16 protein-coding genes are annotated in these 20,646 nt (G+C 61.4%); 9 read left to right on the top strand and 7 right to left on the bottom strand.

Going from position 1 to position 20,646, the window contains the following annotated elements; genetic code table 11:
• Positions 1-10 precede the first annotated feature (10 nt).
• The gene (locus tag J5J83_RS20310) at positions 11-1,777 is read left to right on the top strand and encodes an AMP-binding protein (protein WP_212351755.1); all 1,767 of its coding nucleotides are present in this window, start codon (positions 11-13) and stop codon (positions 1,775-1,777) included.
• A gap of 9 nt (positions 1,778-1,786) precedes the next feature.
• Positions 1,787-2,917, top strand: coding sequence for an SDR family oxidoreductase (locus J5J83_RS20305; RefSeq protein ID WP_212351753.1), 1,131 nt, complete (start codon positions 1,787-1,789; stop codon positions 2,915-2,917).
• A 170-nt stretch (positions 2,918-3,087) separates the two neighbouring features.
• Here J5J83_RS20305 and pepA read toward each other — a convergent pair whose 3' ends face one another.
• From pepA to J5J83_RS20290, 3 genes are all read right to left on the bottom strand, one after another.
• Positions 3,088-3,945 (bottom strand): flocculation-associated PEP-CTERM protein PepA, encoded by an 858-nt coding sequence (gene pepA, locus J5J83_RS20300; RefSeq protein ID WP_212351751.1) that lies wholly within the window; start codon positions 3,943-3,945, stop codon positions 3,088-3,090.
• Positions 3,946-4,207: 262 nt separating this feature from the next.
• Positions 4,208-5,284, bottom strand: coding sequence for a hypothetical protein (locus tag J5J83_RS20295; RefSeq protein ID WP_212351749.1), 1,077 nt, complete (start codon positions 5,282-5,284; stop codon positions 4,208-4,210).
• Positions 5,281-6,159 carry a ThiF family adenylyltransferase gene (locus tag J5J83_RS20290; RefSeq protein ID WP_212351747.1) on the bottom strand — a complete coding sequence of 293 codons (879 nt, stop codon included), beginning with the start codon at positions 6,157-6,159 and terminating at the stop codon, positions 5,281-5,283. The genes J5J83_RS20295 and J5J83_RS20290 overlap by 4 nt, the downstream gene beginning before the upstream one ends.
• Positions 6,160-6,228: 69 nt before the next feature.
• Between J5J83_RS20290 and J5J83_RS20285 the strand changes: the two genes are divergently transcribed.
• The 3 genes from J5J83_RS20285 to J5J83_RS20275 are packed head-to-tail and all read left to right on the top strand — an operon-like array spanning position 6,229 to position 9,481.
• Complete coding sequence (locus J5J83_RS20285; RefSeq protein ID WP_212351745.1) at positions 6,229-7,470, top strand: FtsX-like permease family protein; 1,242 nt, start codon at positions 6,229-6,231, stop codon at positions 7,468-7,470.
• 5 nt (positions 7,471-7,475) lie between these two features.
• On the top strand, positions 7,476-8,687 hold the full coding sequence (locus tag J5J83_RS20280) for an ABC transporter permease (RefSeq protein ID WP_212351743.1): 1,212 nt from the start codon (positions 7,476-7,478) through the stop codon (positions 8,685-8,687).
• Positions 8,688-8,707: 20 nt separating this feature from the next.
• The gene (locus J5J83_RS20275) at positions 8,708-9,481 is read left to right on the top strand and encodes a PEP-CTERM/exosortase system-associated acyltransferase (protein ID WP_212351741.1); all 774 of its coding nucleotides are present in this window, start codon (positions 8,708-8,710) and stop codon (positions 9,479-9,481) included.
• 99 nt (positions 9,482-9,580) lie between these two features.
• Here J5J83_RS20275 and J5J83_RS20270 read toward each other — a convergent pair whose 3' ends face one another.
• From J5J83_RS20270 to J5J83_RS20260, 3 genes are all read right to left on the bottom strand, one after another.
• Positions 9,581-11,473 carry a propionate--CoA ligase gene (locus J5J83_RS20270; protein ID WP_212351739.1) on the bottom strand — a complete coding sequence of 631 codons (1,893 nt, stop codon included), beginning with the start codon at positions 11,471-11,473 and terminating at the stop codon, positions 9,581-9,583.
• A 90-nt stretch (positions 11,474-11,563) separates the two neighbouring features.
• Positions 11,564-12,757, bottom strand: coding sequence for a diguanylate cyclase (locus J5J83_RS20265; RefSeq protein WP_212351729.1), 1,194 nt, complete (start codon positions 12,755-12,757; stop codon positions 11,564-11,566).
• 34 nt (positions 12,758-12,791) lie between these two features.
• A complete protein-coding gene (locus J5J83_RS20260) occupies positions 12,792-13,787 on the bottom strand; it encodes an oxidoreductase (protein ID WP_212351728.1) in 996 nt (331 codons plus the stop codon).
• A gap of 180 nt (positions 13,788-13,967) precedes the next feature.
• On the opposite strand from J5J83_RS20260, the gene J5J83_RS20255 reads away from it, so the two are divergent.
• The 3 genes from J5J83_RS20255 (at position 13,968) to J5J83_RS20245 (ending at position 16,462) form a co-directional block, all read left to right on the top strand.
• Positions 13,968-14,825 (top strand): HDOD domain-containing protein, encoded by an 858-nt coding sequence (locus tag J5J83_RS20255; protein WP_212351727.1) that lies wholly within the window; start codon positions 13,968-13,970, stop codon positions 14,823-14,825.
• Positions 14,826-14,949: 124 nt separating this feature from the next.
• Positions 14,950-15,525, top strand: a complete 576-nt coding sequence (locus tag J5J83_RS20250) for a LemA family protein (RefSeq protein ID WP_212351726.1) — start codon at positions 14,950-14,952, stop codon at positions 15,523-15,525.
• A 37-nt stretch (positions 15,526-15,562) separates the two neighbouring features.
• The gene (locus J5J83_RS20245) at positions 15,563-16,462 is read left to right on the top strand and encodes a hypothetical protein (protein WP_212351725.1); all 900 of its coding nucleotides are present in this window, start codon (positions 15,563-15,565) and stop codon (positions 16,460-16,462) included.
• A gap of 46 nt (positions 16,463-16,508) precedes the next feature.
• Here the strand turns inward: J5J83_RS20245 and J5J83_RS20240 are convergent, their stop codons facing one another.
• Complete coding sequence (locus J5J83_RS20240; protein ID WP_212351724.1) at positions 16,509-18,419, bottom strand: ATP-binding cassette domain-containing protein; 1,911 nt, start codon at positions 18,417-18,419, stop codon at positions 16,509-16,511.
• 134 nt (positions 18,420-18,553) lie between these two features.
• Here J5J83_RS20240 and J5J83_RS20235 point away from each other — a divergent pair, with 134 nt between their 5' ends.
• Positions 18,554-20,581: a site-specific recombinase gene (locus tag J5J83_RS20235; RefSeq protein ID WP_249115804.1), complete on the top strand. Its 2,028-nt coding sequence runs from the start codon at positions 18,554-18,556 to the stop codon at positions 20,579-20,581.
• The last annotated feature ends 65 nt before the right edge of the window (positions 20,582-20,646 follow it).

The following is a 20,646-nucleotide window of genomic DNA, read 5'->3' as shown; positions in this document are numbered from 1 at the left end:
TACTTATGCGATGACCATTGCCCCTCAGACCTTGCCGGAAAGACTGTCCGCTCGCGCTCAGGACACCCCTGAGGCAGTCGGCTACCTGTTTCGGGACACAAGCGGATCGTGGCAGGAAACTCGCTGGAAGGATGTCGCGAAGACCGTGGCTACGCTCGCGGCGGCATTCGGCGAGCTGGGGCTGAAGACAGGCGACCGGGTTGCCATTATGCTACCAACGTCGCCCAACTGGGACTATTGCCATCTGGCCGCCCTGGCGTGCGGAGCCATTGCGGTCGGACTCGACGTCCACGACGCCCCCGGAAACCTGCACCATGTTCTGGCGACCACCACCCCTCGAGCGGTGATCGCGGCCGACATTGGGACACTCGACGCACTGTCCGCACACTGTCAGCCACCCGAGATCCGGATTGTTGCCGAAGGCGAACCAAAACCGGGCGTTCTGACCCTTTCGTCATTGCTCCGCAGCGGATCGCCCCCGCGCCCCGCGCCTCCGCTTCCCAGTCCCGACGATACCGCGACGATCGTATTCACCTCCGGCAGCACGGGCAAACCCAAGGGCATTGCGTATTCCCACCGCCAGATCCTGCTCGCCTGCGACGCCCTTGCAACCCACTTCACGAGCATTCGGCATGAAGCACGATTCGTTTGCTGGCTCCCGCTCTCCAACCTCTTCCAGCGCATTCTCAACGTGTTTGCCCTGAGTTGCGGCGCATCCACGTTCTTCGTTGATAGACCGGAGCAGCTCATGCGCCTGCTGCCCGAAATCAGGCCAACCTTGTTCGTCGGTGTGCCACGGTTCTTCGAAAAGCTACATGCCGGCATCATGGCCGAACTCGATCGCAAGCCCCTTCCCGTCAGGGCAGTCGCCAATGCGGCCTGGAATGTCGGACAACGCATCGCCTCGGCGCAACGCGCCGGCCACGGTGCTAGCCTTCCCGACAGACTGCTGGCGCCCGTTGCCAGGCGCATACTCTCGCCACTGCGCGCGCTGATGGGGCCCGACCTGCAGTTCATGGCAAGCGGCTCGGCCCCGCTCCCGCTCTGGTTGATGGAGCGATTCCACGGGCTCGGCTGGCTGGTACTGGAGGCATATGGCGTAAGCGAGAACGTCATTCCCATTGCGATCAACACCCCCGACGCGTACCGCTTCGGCAGCGTCGGGCGGCCGCTGCCAGGAAATGAACTCGTGATCGCGGAGGACCATGAGCTTCTGGTCCGGGGACCCGGCGTATCCCTGCAGTATGCAAAAGCTTCGCCGACAGATAGCGGCCACGACGAATGCGGCCACCTGCATACAGGCGACTACGCACGCATTGACGAGGACGGATTTGTCTGGCTTGAAGGCCGGAAGAGCGAGGTCTTCAAGACATCCACCGGCCGTCGCGTGGCGCCGTCTCCAATCGAGGCCGAACTGAAAAAGCTCTCCTATGTCGAACACGCGATTGTCGTCGGGCAGGGCCGCCCCTTCCCCTTGGCACTGCTCGTAATTTCTCCGCAGCACCCGATTGCCGGTCGACTCGGCACCGCTGACGCGATGAGTCAGATTCGACAGGACGCCGTCGCGAACAGCGCACGCTTTCCGGATTTTCAGCGGCCAGGGGTGTTATTGGTCACCACGCACCCGTTCAGCGTCGCCAGCGGCGAGTTGACCGCAAACCTGAAGCTGCGGCGACCGGCCATCGAAGCCCGCTTCGCCGCCCAGATCGAGTCCGCTTACCGGATCGCCTGTCACAGCAGGCAATCAAATCGGCCCACCATCGTTGTCGACCCTTGAACGAGCACCATGAGCGTCTACTTTATTACCGGCGCCTCCGGCGCCGTGGGCAGCGCCATCGTCCCCGCGTTATTGACCGATCCAGCGGTCCGTCTGCGTCTGTTGCTGCGTGCCGACTCGGACGACCATCTCGCGCAAAGGATGGCCGAACTCCACCAATTCTGGCGTCTGCGACCGGATTCGCCGGCACGCCTGCGCATCGAAGCCATGCGCGGCGATGCAAGCGCTCCACAGTTCGGGCTCTCCGAGGCCGCTTATGCACAACTGAGCGCCACGACACAGCATGTCATTCACTGTGCGGCCAGCGTGCACATGAACAAGCCACTTGATGAAGCACGCAGGTCCGCTCTCGACTCGACCGCCGCCATTCTTTCACTTGCCCGCGCACTCAACAGGGCCGGTGCGCTGCGCAAGGTCGAATTCATCAGCACAGTCGGCGTGGGCGGAAAACGGCCCGGCATCCTGCCCGAAACCTGGATTGACGAACCACGTGAGTTTCACAACACTTACGAACAATCGAAGGCAGAAGCCGAAATCATGGTGCGCAAGGCAATCGAAACCGAGTTGCTGCCCATCACCGTTCATCGCCCAAGCATGGTCATCGGCAATTCAATCGACGGACGCATCATCCATTTCCAGATCTTCTACTTCATCTGCGAGTTTCTATCCGGCCGCAGGACGCTCGGGCTCTATCCGGATTTCGGCGACACCCGGCTGGACGTGATACCGGTCGATCGGGTAGCGAATACCATCATCGCTGCAAGCCGGGACCCGTCCACCACCGGTACGGTCATGCACCTATGCACAGGCCCCGAACACTCGCCGCGACTGAATGAGTTGAAAGCGCTTGTTCGAACCACCTACCGTCGCCACGGCCTGACCATTCCGCGCGCAATCACCCTGCCGCGGAAGATCTTCTCCATGCTGCCTCGGGTCGCCGCCCCTTTCATCTCGCCGCGCCATCGAAAAGCGGTGATGACGCTACCGATCTACCTGGATTACCTCGCAGGAAGCCAGGGCTTCGCGGCGACGCAGCACGAACCGAACGTACGCAGAGATACGAATCAAACGGTCGTAGAACACGTCACTGCCGCGATTCGGCACTATCTGACAATGCGCTACCCGCATGCTTCGGACTGAGGGACACACCCGCGCGCTGCGCAGGCTCCTTTCGCCATGACACGCCCCCCATCAAAAGTACCGGCCATCGCAGACGCTCTACATCGGCGCCACGAAAAACGAAAAGGCCGGGAATTACCCCGGCCTTTTCAAACACCAGGCACTCGAATCACGAGTGCCTGTCAGTGCAATCAAGCAGCTTTCGAAGCCTTGCGCTTGGCCATGAAGCCAGCCAGCAGGCCGATACCCATCAGCGACAGCAGGCCGGGCTCAGGCACCTTGTTGAAATCCACACCACCCGAAGCCGAGTTGATCGACAACAGGTTGCCATTGACGGTGTAGCCCTGCGCGGTGTTGTTGAACTCGGTGAAGGCCAGATCGTAGAACGGGTCCGGCTGCACGAAGAACTTCTTGCCCATGTCGCTGGCACACAGCGGGCTGGCCACTGCCGTGCCACCGATTGCTGCAGTACCGGCACCGGTACACACGCCGAAGACGTTGATGGAGTTCAGGAAAGCACCACCAAGTCCGCTCAGGCCAGCCGTACCTGCGATCAGCGAACCGAAGCCAAGAACGACATCATTGCCATTATTGGCCACCGTTGCAGCGGTATTGGTCGCGGCATTGGCGTTGGTGAAGGTCGTGGCCTTGTCAGCATCGGCCCACAGCACGAAGTCGAGCTTGGTCAGGCTGTAGGTGCTACCGGGCGCATTCATCGCACCGGAGGTCAGCACGTCCTCCAAGTCGAACGTGACATACATGTTAAACGGGCTGAAGGCATTCGTGCCGAACGGAACCTGAGTCACCGCACCGGACGACAGACCGGACAGCTGCATCCAGCCCGAACCGGTGTGCGTATTGCCAACAGAGGTGAGCAGCTCGGTCGACGTACCCGAGAAGAAATCACCCGAGAAGAGTTGGGGAGCGCCGCCGATGACCGCGGACAGGTCGATGGTGAAAGCCGGAGCGGCCGCTGCCTGCGAGGCCACGCCCATCGAAAGTGCGGAGGCCAGTGCAACGGCAAGAGTGCGTGCCTTGAGAGTTTTCATGAGTGTTACCCCTTATCAATTGGTCGCGCGGTTGAAGTTGCATTGCGGTTGGTTGCGACTTGCCAGCATATAAGCAATAGCCGGGCCAGATATTTTTTATCATTCAAAATCAAGGCTATACACAAAACAACCCATGGCGATCCGGTGCAACTGTAAAGAAAATCGACACTCCCGGATCTGAATCAAATCGCGCAACAGGACTGGCCACTCGTCAGCGCCCATCCGGCGATGGCACGAGCGGGCCGACCACATCAGCGACGGCTCAAGTCAACTCTTGTACGACGAGGTCCCGCGGGAGCCCTCTCCCCGCACGTACCGAGGGGGCGGGCGCGATCCCCATACGCAAGCACATCATCGGCAAGGCATCCCCGATAAGCCCCCGCCACCCGGACTGCAATTGGTCGCGCAAACGCGGGCCGACATTCGGAAACGCCGGATTCGCATACAGCGCGACGGCGGCCACCGGCTGCACCGCACGCTGCATCGACGTCGCCAACAGCCACGCCCTCTGCATCGCCCGCCCCGCGTCCAACCAGGCCGGGATTCCATTGCGCTCGCTTGAAATCACCATCACGTCTGCGCTCAAAAGCAACGGGATCAACGCAGCGCGAAGTCCGACCAATCGATGCCCTCCGACAAGTGACAGCGCCTTCGCCAACGGCCAATGGCGCAACAAGCTGAATCCCGGCCTGGCGATCCACTCGATGCCAAGGGCTCCCGGCGGCAGCCCCTCTTCTGAAGACATCGACCAGCCGAGATTCCAACGAATGCCGGAGAACATCTCATGGTGCAAACCCCGATTAGCGAATCGAGCGCTCTCGGCCGCATAGGCCATGCGTAGGAATGACCGGCGCGCCGCACCACCGCCAGGTATCCACCCCAGGCTTACACCATCCAGATCATGCGAAAGCGCGTCGAAACGCGTGCGCTGCGCCGGATCAAGCGCCGGACCCGCCATGACTACGGCACGGTTGGTCACGCGCCGTTCGATGCAAGGATGCAGAACCGACACCTGCGACGGCACCTCTTCACTTGCCGCCACCAGCTCGATGCGAGCCAACGGTTCGCCAGGCGTCACAGCGTCACACCACCCGACCCGTGATCGCCAACCTTCCGCACGTGCCCGGAGCACGACATTCTCGACCAGCGCCCCGACGCCCAGACTGTGCAAAGGCATGCGCCCGGCGTCTTCCGACAACAGCGCGGATGTCGGCATGACCAGGATCCTGCTGTCAACACCGTCGCGATCCAGTCGCAATCTCACGAAATGACGGTTCTCCGCGGTCGGAGCCCACATCGCGGCATGCGCCAGTCGCATGAAGCAGGCATCGTCGATCATCCCTCACCTCGCTTCATCTTCCCGAGCTGGCGCCGCGCGATCCATAACCCGATACGCTGCAGCGGGTTCCGGTTTCCGCCGGGTCGCCATGTATGCACGAAACGAGATCGGTAGGCATCGAAATGATATCCACGCGGCGCAGCGCGCACGGCACCGCGCCCCAGTAAAATTTTCAGCACCTCGGTAGCGGTCACGCCCGCACACAATTGACATGCGGCAATGGTCGAAGGGCCGCGATGTTCGGCAAGATTCACCCGTGAGGGGTCGGCGACATAGCTGCGCTGAAGCATGGCCGGCGATAGCCCGAGCAGGAACCGGATCGCCATTTCCTCTTCATCGCACCCCTCGAGGCAGAAATACTCTTCAAAAGACATCTGCCCGGGGAGAAAGACCAGCACTGCCGTGCCCATCCCCAGCGGCGCAGCAGTCACGGCGGGGATCCCCAGGCGATGACAGGCCGCGAACACAACCCGCCTGGCCTCGAACGCGAAGAAGTCAAGCCCGTCAACATAGACATCGACATTTTTTAGGAAGTCGTCGACATTGACAGCGGAAATGCCTTCCGGAAATTTCCGGACATCCAGTTCCGGATTGACCTCAAACGCCATTTCGGCCAGCACGTCCACCTTCGGCCTGCCAAGCGTGGATACGACGGCGCCTGCCTGGCGATTGAAATTCACCCAATCGAACGAATCGAAATCGGAAACATTGAAAGCCCCGATGCCCAGGCGCGCCAGTGTGAGCATATGAACCCCTCCCACACCACCCAGTCCTGCAATCGCGACCCGCTTGCCCCGCAGTGAGCACTGTTCTTCCGAAGTGACCCATCCAATGTTGCGCGAGAACGCAGAATCATAATCAAACCCTGCTTTCATTCCCGACTCCTTCGATTAACGGTCACTCAGACGCTATCATAGAGAACACCGTCAAATACACGAAACCCGATGAGGCAAGCCATCCTCCGCGCCGCTGCTTACACCGTCACGCTCGCCGCACGCAATCTGCTGCGTCAGCGTCGCAGGGCACTGCTGGCGCTGGCAACGATCTGTGGGGGCGTAATTGCCTTCTTGCTGGCGGGCGGCTTCATTCACTGGATCTTCCAGGACATGCGGGAATCAACGATTCACTCGCAGTTGGGGCACATCCAGATCACCCGGCCAGGCTTTTTCGAAAAGGGTCTCGGTGACCCCTACGCATACTTGCTGCCCGGTGACACCTCGGCCGTTCAGGAGGCGGTCGGGACAAGCATCCGCACGGTGAGCCCACGGCTCACGTTCAGCGGCCTGCTCAGCAAGGGGGACGCAACCGTATCGTTTCTTGGTGAAGGCATCGATCCCGGCAAGGAAGCGTCGATCGCACGTGCAATTACGGTCATTGCCGGCCGCGATCTGGTCGGCGCGGCCCCCGACTCTGTCATGCTCGGCGAAGGATTGGCCGCAAGTCTCGGGGCCGTACCCGGGGACAGGGTCGTGCTGCTGGCCACGACGGCGTCGGGCGGTGTCAACGCAGTCGAACTGACCGTCGCCGGGATCTTTGCAACGATCACCAAGGCATACGACGACTCGGTGCTTCGGGCGCCAATCGACATCGCCCGCAAGCTGATGAAGGTTGAGGGCGCAACAAGCTGGGTCGTGCTGCTCGACAGGACCGAATCCACCGACGCAGTCGTGTCCGAATTGCGCCGGAAATTGTCCGCAGACGAATTCGAGGTGATTCCGTGGTCTGCGCTCGCCGATTTCTATAACAAGACTGTCGAACTCTTCTCGAAACAGATCGGTGTCGTACGCCTGCTGATTGCGCTCATTGTCATCCTGAGCATTTCCAACACCCTGTCGATGTCGGTGATCGAGCGGACCGGCGAAATCGGAACCTCAATGGCGATTGGCGTTCGCAGGCGCGGTATTCTTGGACTGTTCATCGTGGAAGGCGGGCTTCTCGGGATAGTCGGGGGCATCATCGGCGTTGCACTCGGCTATCTGCTCGGCGCAGTCATCTCCGCGCTTGGCATTCCCATGCCGCCACCTCCCGGGATGATGCGTGGCTACATCGCTGGCATCAACATTTCTCCAGCCCTCATGCTCGATGCCTTTCTGCTTGCCTTCGTCACCACGCTGGTTGCCAGCCTGTTCCCCGCGTGGAAGGCCTCACGCATGATTATCGTTGACGCGCTGCGTCACCAGCGGTGAGCACGATGCTGATCAAACTCGCCCTGCGCAATATCTTCCGGCAGAAAATCCGGACCGCGATGACGCTCGCAGCAATCATCTTCGGCGTTTCCGGCCTGATTCTTTCAGGCGGCTTCGTTCAGGATATCTTTGTCCAGCTGGGTGAGGCCATCATCCACTCGCAAACGGGCCACATCCAGGTATTCCGCAAAGACTTCCTCGAAAAAGGCACCCGTCAACCGGACCGCTATCTGATCGACAATCCGGAATCGGTCGCACAGCGGATCGCCCAACAACCGGGCGTTGCCGAAGTCGCCTCGCGCTTGAACTTTGCCGGTTTGCTCAACAATGGCAAGCGCGACCTGGCGATCATCGGCGAAGGAGTGGAGCCAGACAAGGAAGCGCGCCTCGGCACCTATCTCAATATCACCGAAGGACGTCAGATCACCGACAGCGATACCTTCGGCATGACCGTCGGGCAAGGCGTGGCGCATTCGCTGGGACTCAAACCCGGCGACTCGGTCATTCTGGTCATGAACACGGCCGACGGAGCGCTGAATACGCTTGATTTCGAGATCGTCGGGGTGTTCCAGAGCTTTTCCAAGGATTTTGACGCCAGGGCCGTGCGCATTCCTCTCGGCGCCGCGCGCGAATTGATGTCGACCCCCGGCGCAAATCTGCTGGTCGTGACGCTGAAGCGCACGGAGGATACCGAGACGGCCCAGGCCGCCATCAGCGGTATCCTGCCAACCGGCCTCGACTCGCGTAACTGGCGCCAGCTATCCGACTTCTACGACAAGACGCTGCAACTCTACGACCGGCAGTTCGGCGTCCTTCAATTGATCATCCTGTTCATGGTCCTGCTGTCCGTTGCGAATACCGTCAACATGAGCGCCTTTGAACGTCTGGGTGAATTCGGCACACTTCAGGCGCTGGGCAATACGCGCAGACAGGTATTCGGTCTGGTGCTGATCGAGAACGCCTCTCTGGGCTTGATCGGCGCAAGCGCTGGCGTTTTGATCGGTGTCGCACTCGCGCTGGCAATTTCTGCGGTCGGGATACCGATGCCGCCACCACCGAATGCGAACGTGGGCTACACCGCATTCATCCGGATCGATGGACCAACTATTGTCTTTGCCTTTCTGATCGGGCAGGCTGCAACTGCCCTGGCCGCAATTTTCCCGGCAAGCAGGGTGTCCTCGACGCCGGTTGTCGATGCGCTCAGGCAGAACAATTAATTTCTTCGGGCCAATGGACCATGCAGATCTTCGAACGCTTCAACCTCGGTCACGGCTTTCGCAAATATTTCGAGATTGCGCCAGCAACGAATACGGCCTTGCGCAATGACGTCTTCCGCATCCGTCACGAGGTTTACTGCGAAGAGCTCAAGTTCGAACCCGAGCGTCCCGACCGCCTCGAGACCGATGTCTACGACCCGCACAGCCTGCACTGCCTGATTCGCACCGCGAACGAACCCAACCATCTGGTGGGTTGTACGCGCCTGGTCCTTGCCAATCCGGACGATCCCCTCGCCCCCCTGCCATTCGAGCAAACATGCGGCCATACACTCGACCGTTCGATCGTCGATCCACTCAAACTTCCGCGGGAGAGCATCGCAGAGGTTTCCAGACTCGCCGTTCGTGCCGCCTATCGCCGACGCAAGGGTGACGAGCGGGCGCCTGTTGCCATCAGCGAAGAGGACTTCGGCACCGGTGACCGGCCTCGCTTTCCATACATCCCGATCGGCCTCTACTTGGGCGCCGTTGCGTTGGCTGCGCGCAGCGGCATCGACACCCTGTTCGTGCTGACCGAACCGCGCCTTGCCTCCCACTTCGGCAAACTCGGCGTCGATATCCGGCAAATCGGCGGACCGGTGGAGCACCGCGGCATCCGCGTGCCGTCGATGATGCATGTACCGAGCATCATCAAGGGGATGCGTTTCATCGTGAAGCCGATTTGGCGCGTTATCCAGGAAGAGATCGAGCGTGGCTTCGAGAAAGAGGCCGGCGGAGGCAAACTCTCCGGTAAGTGAGCGTTCGCTACGCCTGCCACACGCGGGCGGATCGTCAACAATGCAAAGGCCCGCGCTCGGCGGGCCTTTGCAATCCTGCTCAGACTTCCGGACGCGGTATCAGCGCCCCAGTGCCTGCTTGATCTGGTCGAGTGTGCTCGGATCGTCGATCGTGGTCAGGTCGCCCGCATCGCGCCCCTCGGCCAACGCCTGGATCGAGCGCCTCAGCATCTTGCCCGAGCGGGTCTTGGGCAACCCATTGATGAAGTGGACACGGCCCGGACGCGCGATTGCCCCGAGACTTTCGTCCACCTTCTTCATGACCTCCTTCTCCAGCGCCGCACGCTTCTCTGCAGTATCGACCGTGCTCGCGTCCTTCACCACTGCAAACGCCATCGGCATCTGCCCCTTGAGCTCGTCGTGCACCCCGACCACGGCCACTTCGGCAATTGCCGGGTGCGTTTGCACGGCTTCCTCGATCTCGCGCGTTCCAAGGCGGTGGCCGGCGACGTTGATGACATCGTCCATGCGTCCGAGAATGGTGTGGTAGCCGTTCTCATCCTTGATGCCCCAGTCCGATGACGAGTACACCACCGGATCGGTGAACAGCGTGAAATAGGTCGACACGAAGCGCTCGTCCTGCCCCCAGACTGTGGACAGGCAGCCCGGCGGCAATGGCGGCACGATGCCGACGATACCCTTTTCGTTGGCACCGCACTCGGTACCATCCTCGCGATAGATGCGCAGATCGTAGCCGTACACCGGGAACGCCGGAGACCCCAGCTTGATCGGGCTGTCCTCGACGCCACGACACACCGCCAGCATCGGCCAGCCGGTCTCGGTCTGCCAATAGTTGTCGATGACCGGGATGCCCAATTCTTCCATGATCCACTGGTGCGAAGTCTCGTCCAACGGCTCACCGGCCAGGAATAGGTGCTTGAGCGAGGACAGATCGTACTTCTTGAGGAAGGCCGGATCCTGCTTCTTCAGCACGCGCACGGCGGTCGGTGCGGAGAACATTACGCTGACCTTGTACTTCTCGACGATCTGCCACCAGATGCCGGCATCCGGGCGCAGCGGCGTGCCCTCGTACATGATGGTTGCCATGCCGCCGATCAGCGGACCATAGACGATGTAGCTGTGGCCGACCACCCAACCGATGTCGGAGGTCGAGAACATGGTCTCGCCCTCACCCCCGGTGAAGATATGCTTCATCGACGCGGCCAGCGCCACCGTGTAGCCGCCCGTGTCGCGCTGCACGCCCTTGGGTTTGCCGGTGGTCCCCGAGGTGTACAGGATGTAGCTCGGCTCGGACGATTCCAGCCAGGTCACCGGCACCTGCGCATCCATATGCCTGGCGCGCAGTTCGGCGTAATCGACGTCGCGCCCGGCGACCTTGGGAAAGCCCTTGTCCAGTCCACGATCGATGATCAGCACCTTGGCCGGCGGAAACTCGGCCAGTTTGCAGGCCTCGTCGACCAGATGCTTGTACGGCACCGGCTTGCCATTGCGCATGCCGGCATCGGAGCTGACCATCAGCACCGGCTTGGCATCGTCGATGCGCGTGGCCAGCGAGCCCGCGGCAAAACCGCCGAACACCACCGAGTGGATGGCACCGATGCGGACGCAGGCAAGCATCGCGAATGCCGCTTCGGCAATCATCGGCATGTAGATCAGCACGCGGTCGCCGCGCTTGACCCCCAACTCGAGATAGATCGCCGCCATGCGCTCGACTTCACGCTGAAGTTCAGCGAAGGAGTAGACCTTCTCTTCATTGGTCTCGGTAGAAATGTAGACCAGCGCCCGATCGTTCGGGCGCTTGGCCGCGTGGCGATCAACCGCGTTGTAACACAGGTTGGTCTCACCTCCCTTGAACCACTTCACGAATGGTGGCCTGGAGAAGTCGCAGACCTGCTCGACCGGCTTGTTCCAGTGCACAAGCTGCGCCTGCTCACCCCAGAATCCGTCACGATCCTCAATCGATCTGCGGTGAAATTCCTTGTACGTCGTCATCAGCATCCTCTCCCTTGAATCTTCCCTTTAATTGCAAATGACATGCCAAGCCGCAACTGGCGACAGCTGCAGCCGAGGCACGAACACACATCACGCAGAGGATTGACCACCCTCCGCGCCATCACTGCCGACCGCTGGCCCCTTTCCATATTGTTTGAGATGCTCGAGTGGTAGCCCGCAATGCAGCCGCGATTCTACCAACTCCAAAAGGGGCAGCAGTGTGGCAACGACCTCCGGCAATCGCTCGGCCACCTCATCGGCCGCTCCGATCCGGATCTGCAGCAGGGCATGATCGATACTCATGACCTGCTTCAATTGACTGTCGACCATCGCCTGGTCGACTTCGCCCTTGTCACCGATAACCCGATTGCCACCGGCGTTGACGCCTTCCTGAACACGTTTGGCGGCCGTTTCGATCAGATTTCCGACCGTCTGCATGCCATCTACCGAAGCACTTGCAACGCCGATGGTCACACTGATCCGGATCCGCTCGTCGCGGTAGGTCATCACCAGCTTTTCCATTGCGTGCTGCAGTCGCAACGCAAAGGCGCAGCATCCAATCAGATCGGTGCTCGGTGACAGGACGGCAAATCGGGACGACGACAACTGCGAGACCGTGTCCTCTCGCCGCACCTTGGTCGAGAGGATTTTCGACAGCTTGCGCGTAATCAGCTCGGCCACATGGGTGCCATGCCACTCGGTCAACTGTTCATAGTGATCGATGTCGATCACCATCACCGAAATGGCACCCTGATTGCGCCGCGCAAGCGCCATTTCCTGTTCGGCATGGTGGTTCAGGTAGGATGGCGTCGCGAGTCCCGAGACTGGATCCACCGGGCTCTGCACCGCCAGCGCGGCACGGCTCTCGTTCAGCTCCCGTCGCGTATTCGCCAGCCGGATGAGTGACTCCAGCCGCGCCAGCAACTCTGCGCTGCCCGCCCCCTTGGCCACGAAATCACTCGCGCCGAGCTTGAGTGCGCGCTCCCGAGCCTCGTCATCCTCGTCACCGGAGATGATGACGACCGGAAGGTCCTGAATACGCTGTACGCGCGACCCGCGAATACGTGCCAGCAGTCCGAAACCGTCAAGGCGCGGCATGCCGATGTCGGTCAGCACGAGCTGGATCGCGGGATCGACCAGCAGGGCTTCCCAGCCGGCCTCGCCATCGGCCTCGTCTCGCACATCGAAACGGTTTCGGATGTGCTTGATGATCGTGGCCCGCACCATGCGTGAATCATCCACCACCAGCACCTTGGTCATCGGAATGGTTTCGTCGGTGCTCATGATCGGCTCGAGTATGATGAGGTGAAGTGCAAGGTCAGGCGCCGATGCGAACGACGGTCCGCCCCTTCACATTACCCTCGATGAACGCGGAGAAGGCGCCCGGCAAAGCATCGAAATCGATGACGCGTGTCACCGCTGCCAGATGCCGCGGCTTGAGATCGGAGGCAAGCCTGTCCCACACCCGTTGTCGCGTGGGGAAGCCCATGTAGCCGGAATCGATACCGAGCAGGCTGACGCCGCGCAGGATGAACGGGAACACGGTGGTATTGATGTTGAAGCTCGCGGCGTTGCCGATACTGGCCACCGTACCCGCCTGCTTCATCGTCGCCAGCACCCAGTGCAGAATCTGCCCACCCACGTTGTCGACCGCCCCTGCCCACCGGGCGCCCTCGAGCGGCCGGACCTTGGTGAAATCGATATCGCCACGCAGCAGGACCTCTTTTGCCCCAAGCCCGATGAGATAGTCTGTTTCGCTGGCCTTGCCGGTCAGCGCCACGACGTGATAGCCGAGCCTCGACAGCATGTCGACAGCCAGCCCACCGACGCCGCCCGTTGCGCCGGTCACGACCACCGGTCCATTGGCGGGCGCCAATCCATTGTCTTCCATCCGCACCACGCCCAGTGCAGCAGTGAATCCGGCGGTTCCGAGCGCCATGGCCTCGAGCAGGTCCAGCCCCGTGGGGAGCGGCACCACCCATCCCGCTGGCACCCTCGCATATTCAGCATAGCCACCGTGATGTGCAACACCGATATCAAAGCTGGTGGCGATCACCTTGTCGCCAGCCGCGAAACGCGGATCGGCGCTTTCTACCACTTCACCCGACAGGTCGATCCCGCCGATACAGGGAAAGCGGCGAATGATCTTGCCCACGCCGGTCGCCGCCAGCGCATCCTTGTAGTTGATGCTGGAATAATGCACGCGAATCAATACCTCGCCTTCGTCGAGTCTATCCTGCGTCACCGATGTCAACATTCCGCCGGTTTTCCGGCTTTCATCCTGATCGATCAAATAGGCCTTGAACGCGCGCATTCAGGAGGTCTCCTCAGTAGGCAAGGGTCGGGCGCGGAAAAATGCACTTTCGCCCCGGAATCTGGGAGATTATAACGAAAAGCAGCGGACAGGCCGTTCCGCGGGCAACATGGTGAATGGCTTCAATTAGGCCCCGCCGAAGCCGATAATGACTTTCACGCATGCGGAGCGGATCAGGACATGGCCTTGCTAACACACCCACTCGCAACAGTCGCCGACTATGTCGACTACTTTTCGCGCCAGAAACTCCCGGTGCTAAGGCACACGATGCGGGAGTTCGAGACGATGCGCGAGGAGATCGACAGGGTCAGCAGCAAGCACGTCGCCAGCATCGTACTAAGCGACCCGCTGATGACGATGAAATTGCTGTCCTATCTCGAAACCCATCGCCCCGTGTCACAGAACCACGACATCACGACCATTGATCGCGCGATCATCATGATGGGCCTGTCGCCGTTTTTCGAGACGTTTAAAGAACTGACGACCGTAGAGGAAACGCTTGCGGCACATCCGAAAGCGCTCGTCGGCGTGCTCAAAGTCATCGGTCGTGCGCGCAGGGCGGCGAAATATGCGCGCGAATGGGCCGTCATTCGCCATGACCTCGATGTCGATGAAATCACCGTTGCCGCCCTGCTGCGACAAGCGACCGACATCATCTGCTGGATATTCGCGCCCGACCTCACACAGCAGGTATTTGCCCTGCAGCAGCAGGACCGCACCTTGCGCAGCGCGGACGCGCAACGGCAGGTCTTCGGCGTCACCGCGAGTGAAATCCAGTATGCGCTGATCCAGGCCTGGAAGCTGCCCGATCTGCTGGTTCACCTGTTCGATGAAAGCCGCAGCGACCACCCGCGCGTGCGCACCATCAAGCTCGCCGCAGACTTCACTCGCCATGTGGCACACGGCTGGGAAGATGCCGCGCTGCCCGACGACATCGAAGCCATCAGCGATTTGTTGCACATGTCGCCGGAAGCCCTGCTGCGCAGACTGGGAGCGCCGGACGAAGCCCTGGCCCGTTTCCTGCCCGCGACCGACTGAGCCCCGATACGCCCGGCCGGTCACTCATGCAAGGTCGAACGCGCCGTTTGCGTCCAGCCGCCCCCTCTGTTGTACGATAGACGGATATCGAAGCAATCGCCTGCAAGTCAGTGGAGGTCCGTGCATGAGTGTTACTACCGCAGTTTTCTTCGGCTTCATCGTCATCGCGCTCCTCTATGGCGTCGTTGTCTATAACGGACTGGTGCAACTCAAGCACAATGTGGCAAAGGCATGGGCCAACATCGACGTTCTGCTCAAGCAACGCCATGATGAACTGCCCAAACTGGTCGAAGTCTGTCGCCAGTACAAGCAGTTCGAGCAGGAAACGCTCGCCCGCGTCACCGAAGCCCGGGCACGGGTATCGAGCGCGCGCGAAAAGCACGACATTGCCGCACTCGGCGCGGCCGAAGGCATGCTGCGCATGGGACTCGGTCAGATTTTTGCCGTTGCCGAAGCCTATCCTGAACTCAAGGCCAATGAGCATTTCATGCAATTGCAGACGCGCATCACCGCGCTGGAAAACGCCATCGCCGACCGGCGTGAGCTGTACAACGAATCAGTCAATGTGCATAACGTGCGTATCGAGCAGTTTCCAGACCTCTTGATTGCTCGCCTGTTCCAGTTCATCGCCCAGCCTTTGCTCGAGTTTTCCAGCGCGGAAAAAGCGGATCTCGACATGAAGGCACTGTTCAGTGCCTGAACGCTTGAGACAAGAAGACATTTCGCGCTGAGGCAGCATGCTGGTCAGACTGCGCCGCGACGGCTTCAATGCCGCGCTCCCGCTTGCCCAGCTCAGCCTGGTTGCGTTTGCACTCGGCGCAGAGAGCCGCTGGACGACCATCCTCGCGCTTGCCCTGCTGCTCGCGAGCGGCTTGGGTGGCTGGTGGCGTTCACTCAGACATGCGCGCCTGATTGTCGACACCCCGACCTCACGCATCGCGTCCGCCGCCCAAGGCTACGTGGAGCTCAGGGGCCGCGGCCAGCCGCTGGACGGTACGCCGGTTCTATCTCCGCTGACCGGCCTGCCCCTGCTGTGGTACCGGCTGTCGTCCTATCGCAAGGACAATGACGGAAAGTGGCAGCACACCGATACCATCGAAAGCGACGCATCCTTCCTGCTGCAGGACGATTCCGGCGTATGTGCGGTCGATCCCGAGGGCGCCGAAATGCTGGTGCGGCGCAGGGACGTCCATGAGCGCGGCGACCTGCGCCAGATCCAATGGTCCTTGCTGAAGCACGATCCGATCTACGTGCTGGGCGACTTTTTCACGCTCGGCAGTATCTCGCCGGATTTCGACGTTGCCACCCAGGTGCGCGAACTGCTCGCGCAATGGAAGTCCGACCCCGCCGAACTACTCCGCCGCTTCGATCTCGACGGCAATGGCAATATCGACATGCAGGAATGGGAGCTGGCGCGCGCCCAGGCAAGACGTGAGGTGCTGCGCCAGCGCGACGAGGTGCTATCCGCGCCAGAAGCCCATGTCGTGCGCAAGCCCCGCGATCGCCTGTACCTGATTTCGGACCTCGACCCGCAAGTCATCGCCCGCCGCTATCACCTGTGGGCACTCTTTCACCTGGCAGTCTTCCTCGGCACCGCCGGTGCGAGCGCCTGGCTACATCAGACGGGCGTAGTCTGAGCGCACCCCGCCAACCTCCGGGCCACGACCGCGCTCACCACGACACTCAGACGGACACCCGGCTCTCGAGCGCCTCCCAGCGCAGCATCGCAGCCTCGATCTCGGCTTCGATGGCATCCAGGCGTGCGCTAAGCAGGGCCACCTCCTGAGGTGCCTGCTGGTACAGCGCCGGATCGGCAAGCCGCCCCTGGACGACAGCCTGCTCTGCCTCGAGCGCTGAAATCCGGTCCGGCAAGGCCTCCAGCTCGCGTTTTTCATTGAACGACAACTTGTCGCCACGCTTGACCGCAGACCTGTCCGCGACAGCCACCTTCGGCGTGCTCGCCTGCGCACGCTGGGCGGCCAGACGCTGTGCCTCGCGCTCGGCCTGGACGCGCTGCCACTCGGCGTAGCCACCAGCGTACTCGCCCCAGTGGCCATCCCCTTCGTATGCAATGACCTGGGTAACGACGTTGTCCAGAAACGCCCGGTCATGGCTGACCAGAAACAGGGTGCCGTCGTAACCGGCCAGCAGTTCCTCGAGAAGGTCGAGCGTTTCGATGTCGAGATCGTTGGTCGGCTCGTCGAGCACCATCACGTTTGCCGGGCGGGCAAAGAGCCGCGCCAGCAGCAGGCGGTTGCGCTCACCACCCGACAATGACTTGACCGGTGAGCGCGCGCGTTGGGGCGCAAACAGAAAATCGCCGAGATAACCGATCACATGCTTGCGCTCACCGCCGATCTCCACGAAGTCGGAGCCCGGACTGATCACTTCGGTCAGGGGCAACTCGGGATCGAGCTGCGCGCGTAACTGATCAAAATACGCGACGGTGACGCGGGTTCCCTGCCTGACACTGCCCTCATCCGCCTCGATGTCACCGAGAATGAGCTTGAGCAAGGTGGTCTTGCCCGCACCGTTCGGGCCGATGAAGCCAATGCGGTCACCACGCATGATCCGTGTCGAGAAGTCGCGAATCACCACCCGGTCGCCGTAACGCTTGCTCACATGCGTCAGTTCGGCCACCATCTGGCCGCTCTTCTCGCCACGATCGACCGCAAGGTTGACGTTCCCGAGCCGATCGCGTCGGGCCGCACGCTCATTGCGCAAGGCCTCCAGCCGACGCACCCGCCCCTCGTTACGCGTACGACGGGCTTCGACACCCTTGCGGATCCACACCTCTTCCTGCGCCAGCATCTTGTCGAAGCGTGCGTTGGCCTTGGCCTCGGCCTCCAGTTCCTCGGCCTTGCGCCGCAGATAGTCCTGGAATCGACCCGGGTAGCTCGCCAGCCGGCCCCTGTCGAGTTCGACGATCCGGGTGGCTACATTGTCGAGAAACACCCGGTCGTGGGTAATCAGCATCACCGCACCGCGAAAGTCCCGGATCAGGCCCTCGAGCCACAGGATACCGTCCAGGTCGAGATGGTTGGTCGGCTCATCAAGCAACAGCAGGTCAGGCTCGGCGACCAGGGCACGCGCAAGCGCAACGCGCTTGATGCCGCCCCCCGACAGGCTGGACACCCTCACCTCCCCCGGCAAGCTGAGCAGCCCGAGCATTTGCTCCACCCGCTGGCCAAGGCGCCATCCATCTGCAGCCTCGACAGCATGCTGCAATGCATCGAGCCTCGACATCGCATCGGCCCCTCCGTCTTCGGAAACGGCGAGCATCGCGGCATGATAGTCGACCAGTAACTGCGCGGCGTCACCCACGCCGTCGGCTACGGTTGCGTAGACATCGCGTTCAAGGTCGAAGTCCGCCTCCTGCGGCACGTAGGCCACGGTGAGGCCGGACTGGCGCCAGACCGTGCCGTCATCGAGCGAGGATTGGCCGGCCAGCGCACGCAACAGGCTGGACTTCCCGGAACCGTTACGTCCAATGAGCGCGACGCGTTCACCGGCGTCAAGTTGAAACTCTGCGTGCGCGAGCAGGTCGACGTGACCGAAAGCCAGGCAGGCATTGTCGACAGAGAGAAGAGGCATGGCGTGCTCGATTGTGGCGAAAGCTGGAAAGAAGAGGGATTCTAACGGCCCGCACACCTTACAGGCACAAACCCGCATAATGCAGCGCAACATTCCGCTTGTTCTTCGCAACGAAACCCCGGGATAGACACAGCTTGGACGTCCTGCTCTCACGACTCGCCGAACGCGCTGCGCATGCGCCGGATCAAACTCAGGTCTGGATCGAACTGGTCGATAGCATTCGCCCGCCCCATGCCGGTCGCCACGAGACGACAAGCGAATCGATACGTTCGCTGACGCATATCCTTGCTCGCCGCCCCGACCTGCGCCTGCCCTTGCGCGACGCGCTCCTGCGTTTGTTCATGGAACGCAAGCAGGTGTCGATGTATGTTTCGTCTGGTCTCCTGCCCTCAACGGGGTTCTTTTCCGAAACCGCCCGGCGCATTTCGGACAAGCTGTTGCCCGACGTCATCGATACGAGCTACATGAAGGACCTGTTGTCGGTCGTCTTTCATCGACCCGACGACGAAGTATGGGTCAATGCGGTCAGCGACGGCGTATGGATCGATTTCATTGAGGCCCTGCTGGCACCCGATGCTGCGCCCGGCCCGTTGGCGGCGGACAACACGACGCCGACGGCGGTGACCGAGATACTCGAGGCGGTACGCATGCTGTCCTACCATGTTTCGGCCATCGGCCTGGATCCCGAACTGGTCCGGGTGGATCCCAAACTGGAGGAGCTCGAATCCCCTTTCCTGGCCCAGAATGCGGAGATCGTGCGCTACCTCGCCCACTATCGGGCATGGTGGACCACGCCCGATAGCATGCTCGAGAACCCTGACCACCTCACGGTAATGCTCGATCAATGCGCGGAAGTACTGGTCCGGATACGCCGTCGTGCAATGCGTCTGGGCACGAGTCTGACGCTGACATTCAAGCTCGAACGCCTGCGCCAGCATCTCGATCGCATCACCGACCTCCTGGGGCTGTTGATCGATCTGCAGCCATCGCGTCAGCTCGCCCCCTTGCTGCCCCGCGTGGTGACCCTGTTCAAGGAACTCGTGCGCGCGCAATGCCGCAAGAACCGGCTGTCGGACTACTGGGGCAAGAATGTCGAGCTGCTGTCGCTGCGCATGACGACAAGTGCGAGCAAGACCGGCGAGCGCTACATCGCGGCGAGTCGAGGCGAACACTTCGAACTTCTGCGATCGGCGGCCCTCGGCGGCATGGTGATCGCGATCATGGCCGCGTTGAAGATCATTCTCGATCGCCAGAACTTCGCGCCGCTCAACGAACTGCTCGGTTTCTGCCTGAACTACGGCCTTGGTTTCGTATTGATCCATGTGCTTGGCGGCACGGTCGCCACCAAGCAACCGGCAATGACGGCGAACGCGATCGCCGCGTCGATCGGCGAAACACGCAGTGACACCCGTGGCAAGACACGCAGCCTGGATAACCTTGCCGACCTCATCATCCGTACCATCCGCAGCCAGTTCACGGCCATTGTAGGCAATGTCGGTGTCGCGATACCGGTCGCCATGCTGATATCCCTTGCCGTGCTCGAACTGTCCGGCGCCCACTTCATCGACACCGCCAAGGCCTCCACACTCATCGACGAGGCGGCACCCCACATCAGCACCTTGTTCTTTGCGGCCGTTGCGGGCGTGTGTCTGTTCCTTTCGGGATTGATTGCCGGCTACTACGACAACCTTTCCGCCTACAATCGCATTCCACAGCGCCTGCTGCAACTACGCTGGCCGCGCCGCGTCTTCGGCGAGGCACGGATGGCCCGCATCACGCAATACATCGAAAACAATCTCGGCGCGCTGGCCGGCAACTTCTTCTTTGGATTCCTGCTCGGCGGCGCCACCGCGCTCGGTGTTCTTTTCGGTCTCCCGATGGACATCCGCCACATCGCATTTTCGTCGGCCTACGTGGGATATGCGGCGGTGGCACACGACTTCATTGTGCCGCTGCAGAGCGTACAGCTTGCAGCAGCCGGTGTGCTGCTGATCGGCCTGGTCAATCTGACGGTAAGCTTCGCCCTTACCCTTTACGTCGCCATGCGCTCGCGCCGGATCAGCTTCGCCCAAGGCCGCACGCTCAGCGGCCTGCTGCTGCGACGCATCCTGAGACGCCCACAAGACCTGATCATTCCGCCACGCAAGCAAAAGGAAAGCTAGGTGACATCCACCGATGCTAACCCGCGACCATCCACGTCGACGACCCCGCACCGCCGCAACGGAAC

Origin of the sequence: Azoarcus sp. L1K30 (assembly GCF_018122735.1) — a bacterium.
Lineage (GTDB): Bacteria > Pseudomonadota > Gammaproteobacteria > Burkholderiales > Rhodocyclaceae > Parazoarcus.
The sequence above is the reverse complement of the archived record's forward strand: the minus strand, read 5'-3'. Positions and strand labels throughout refer to the sequence as shown.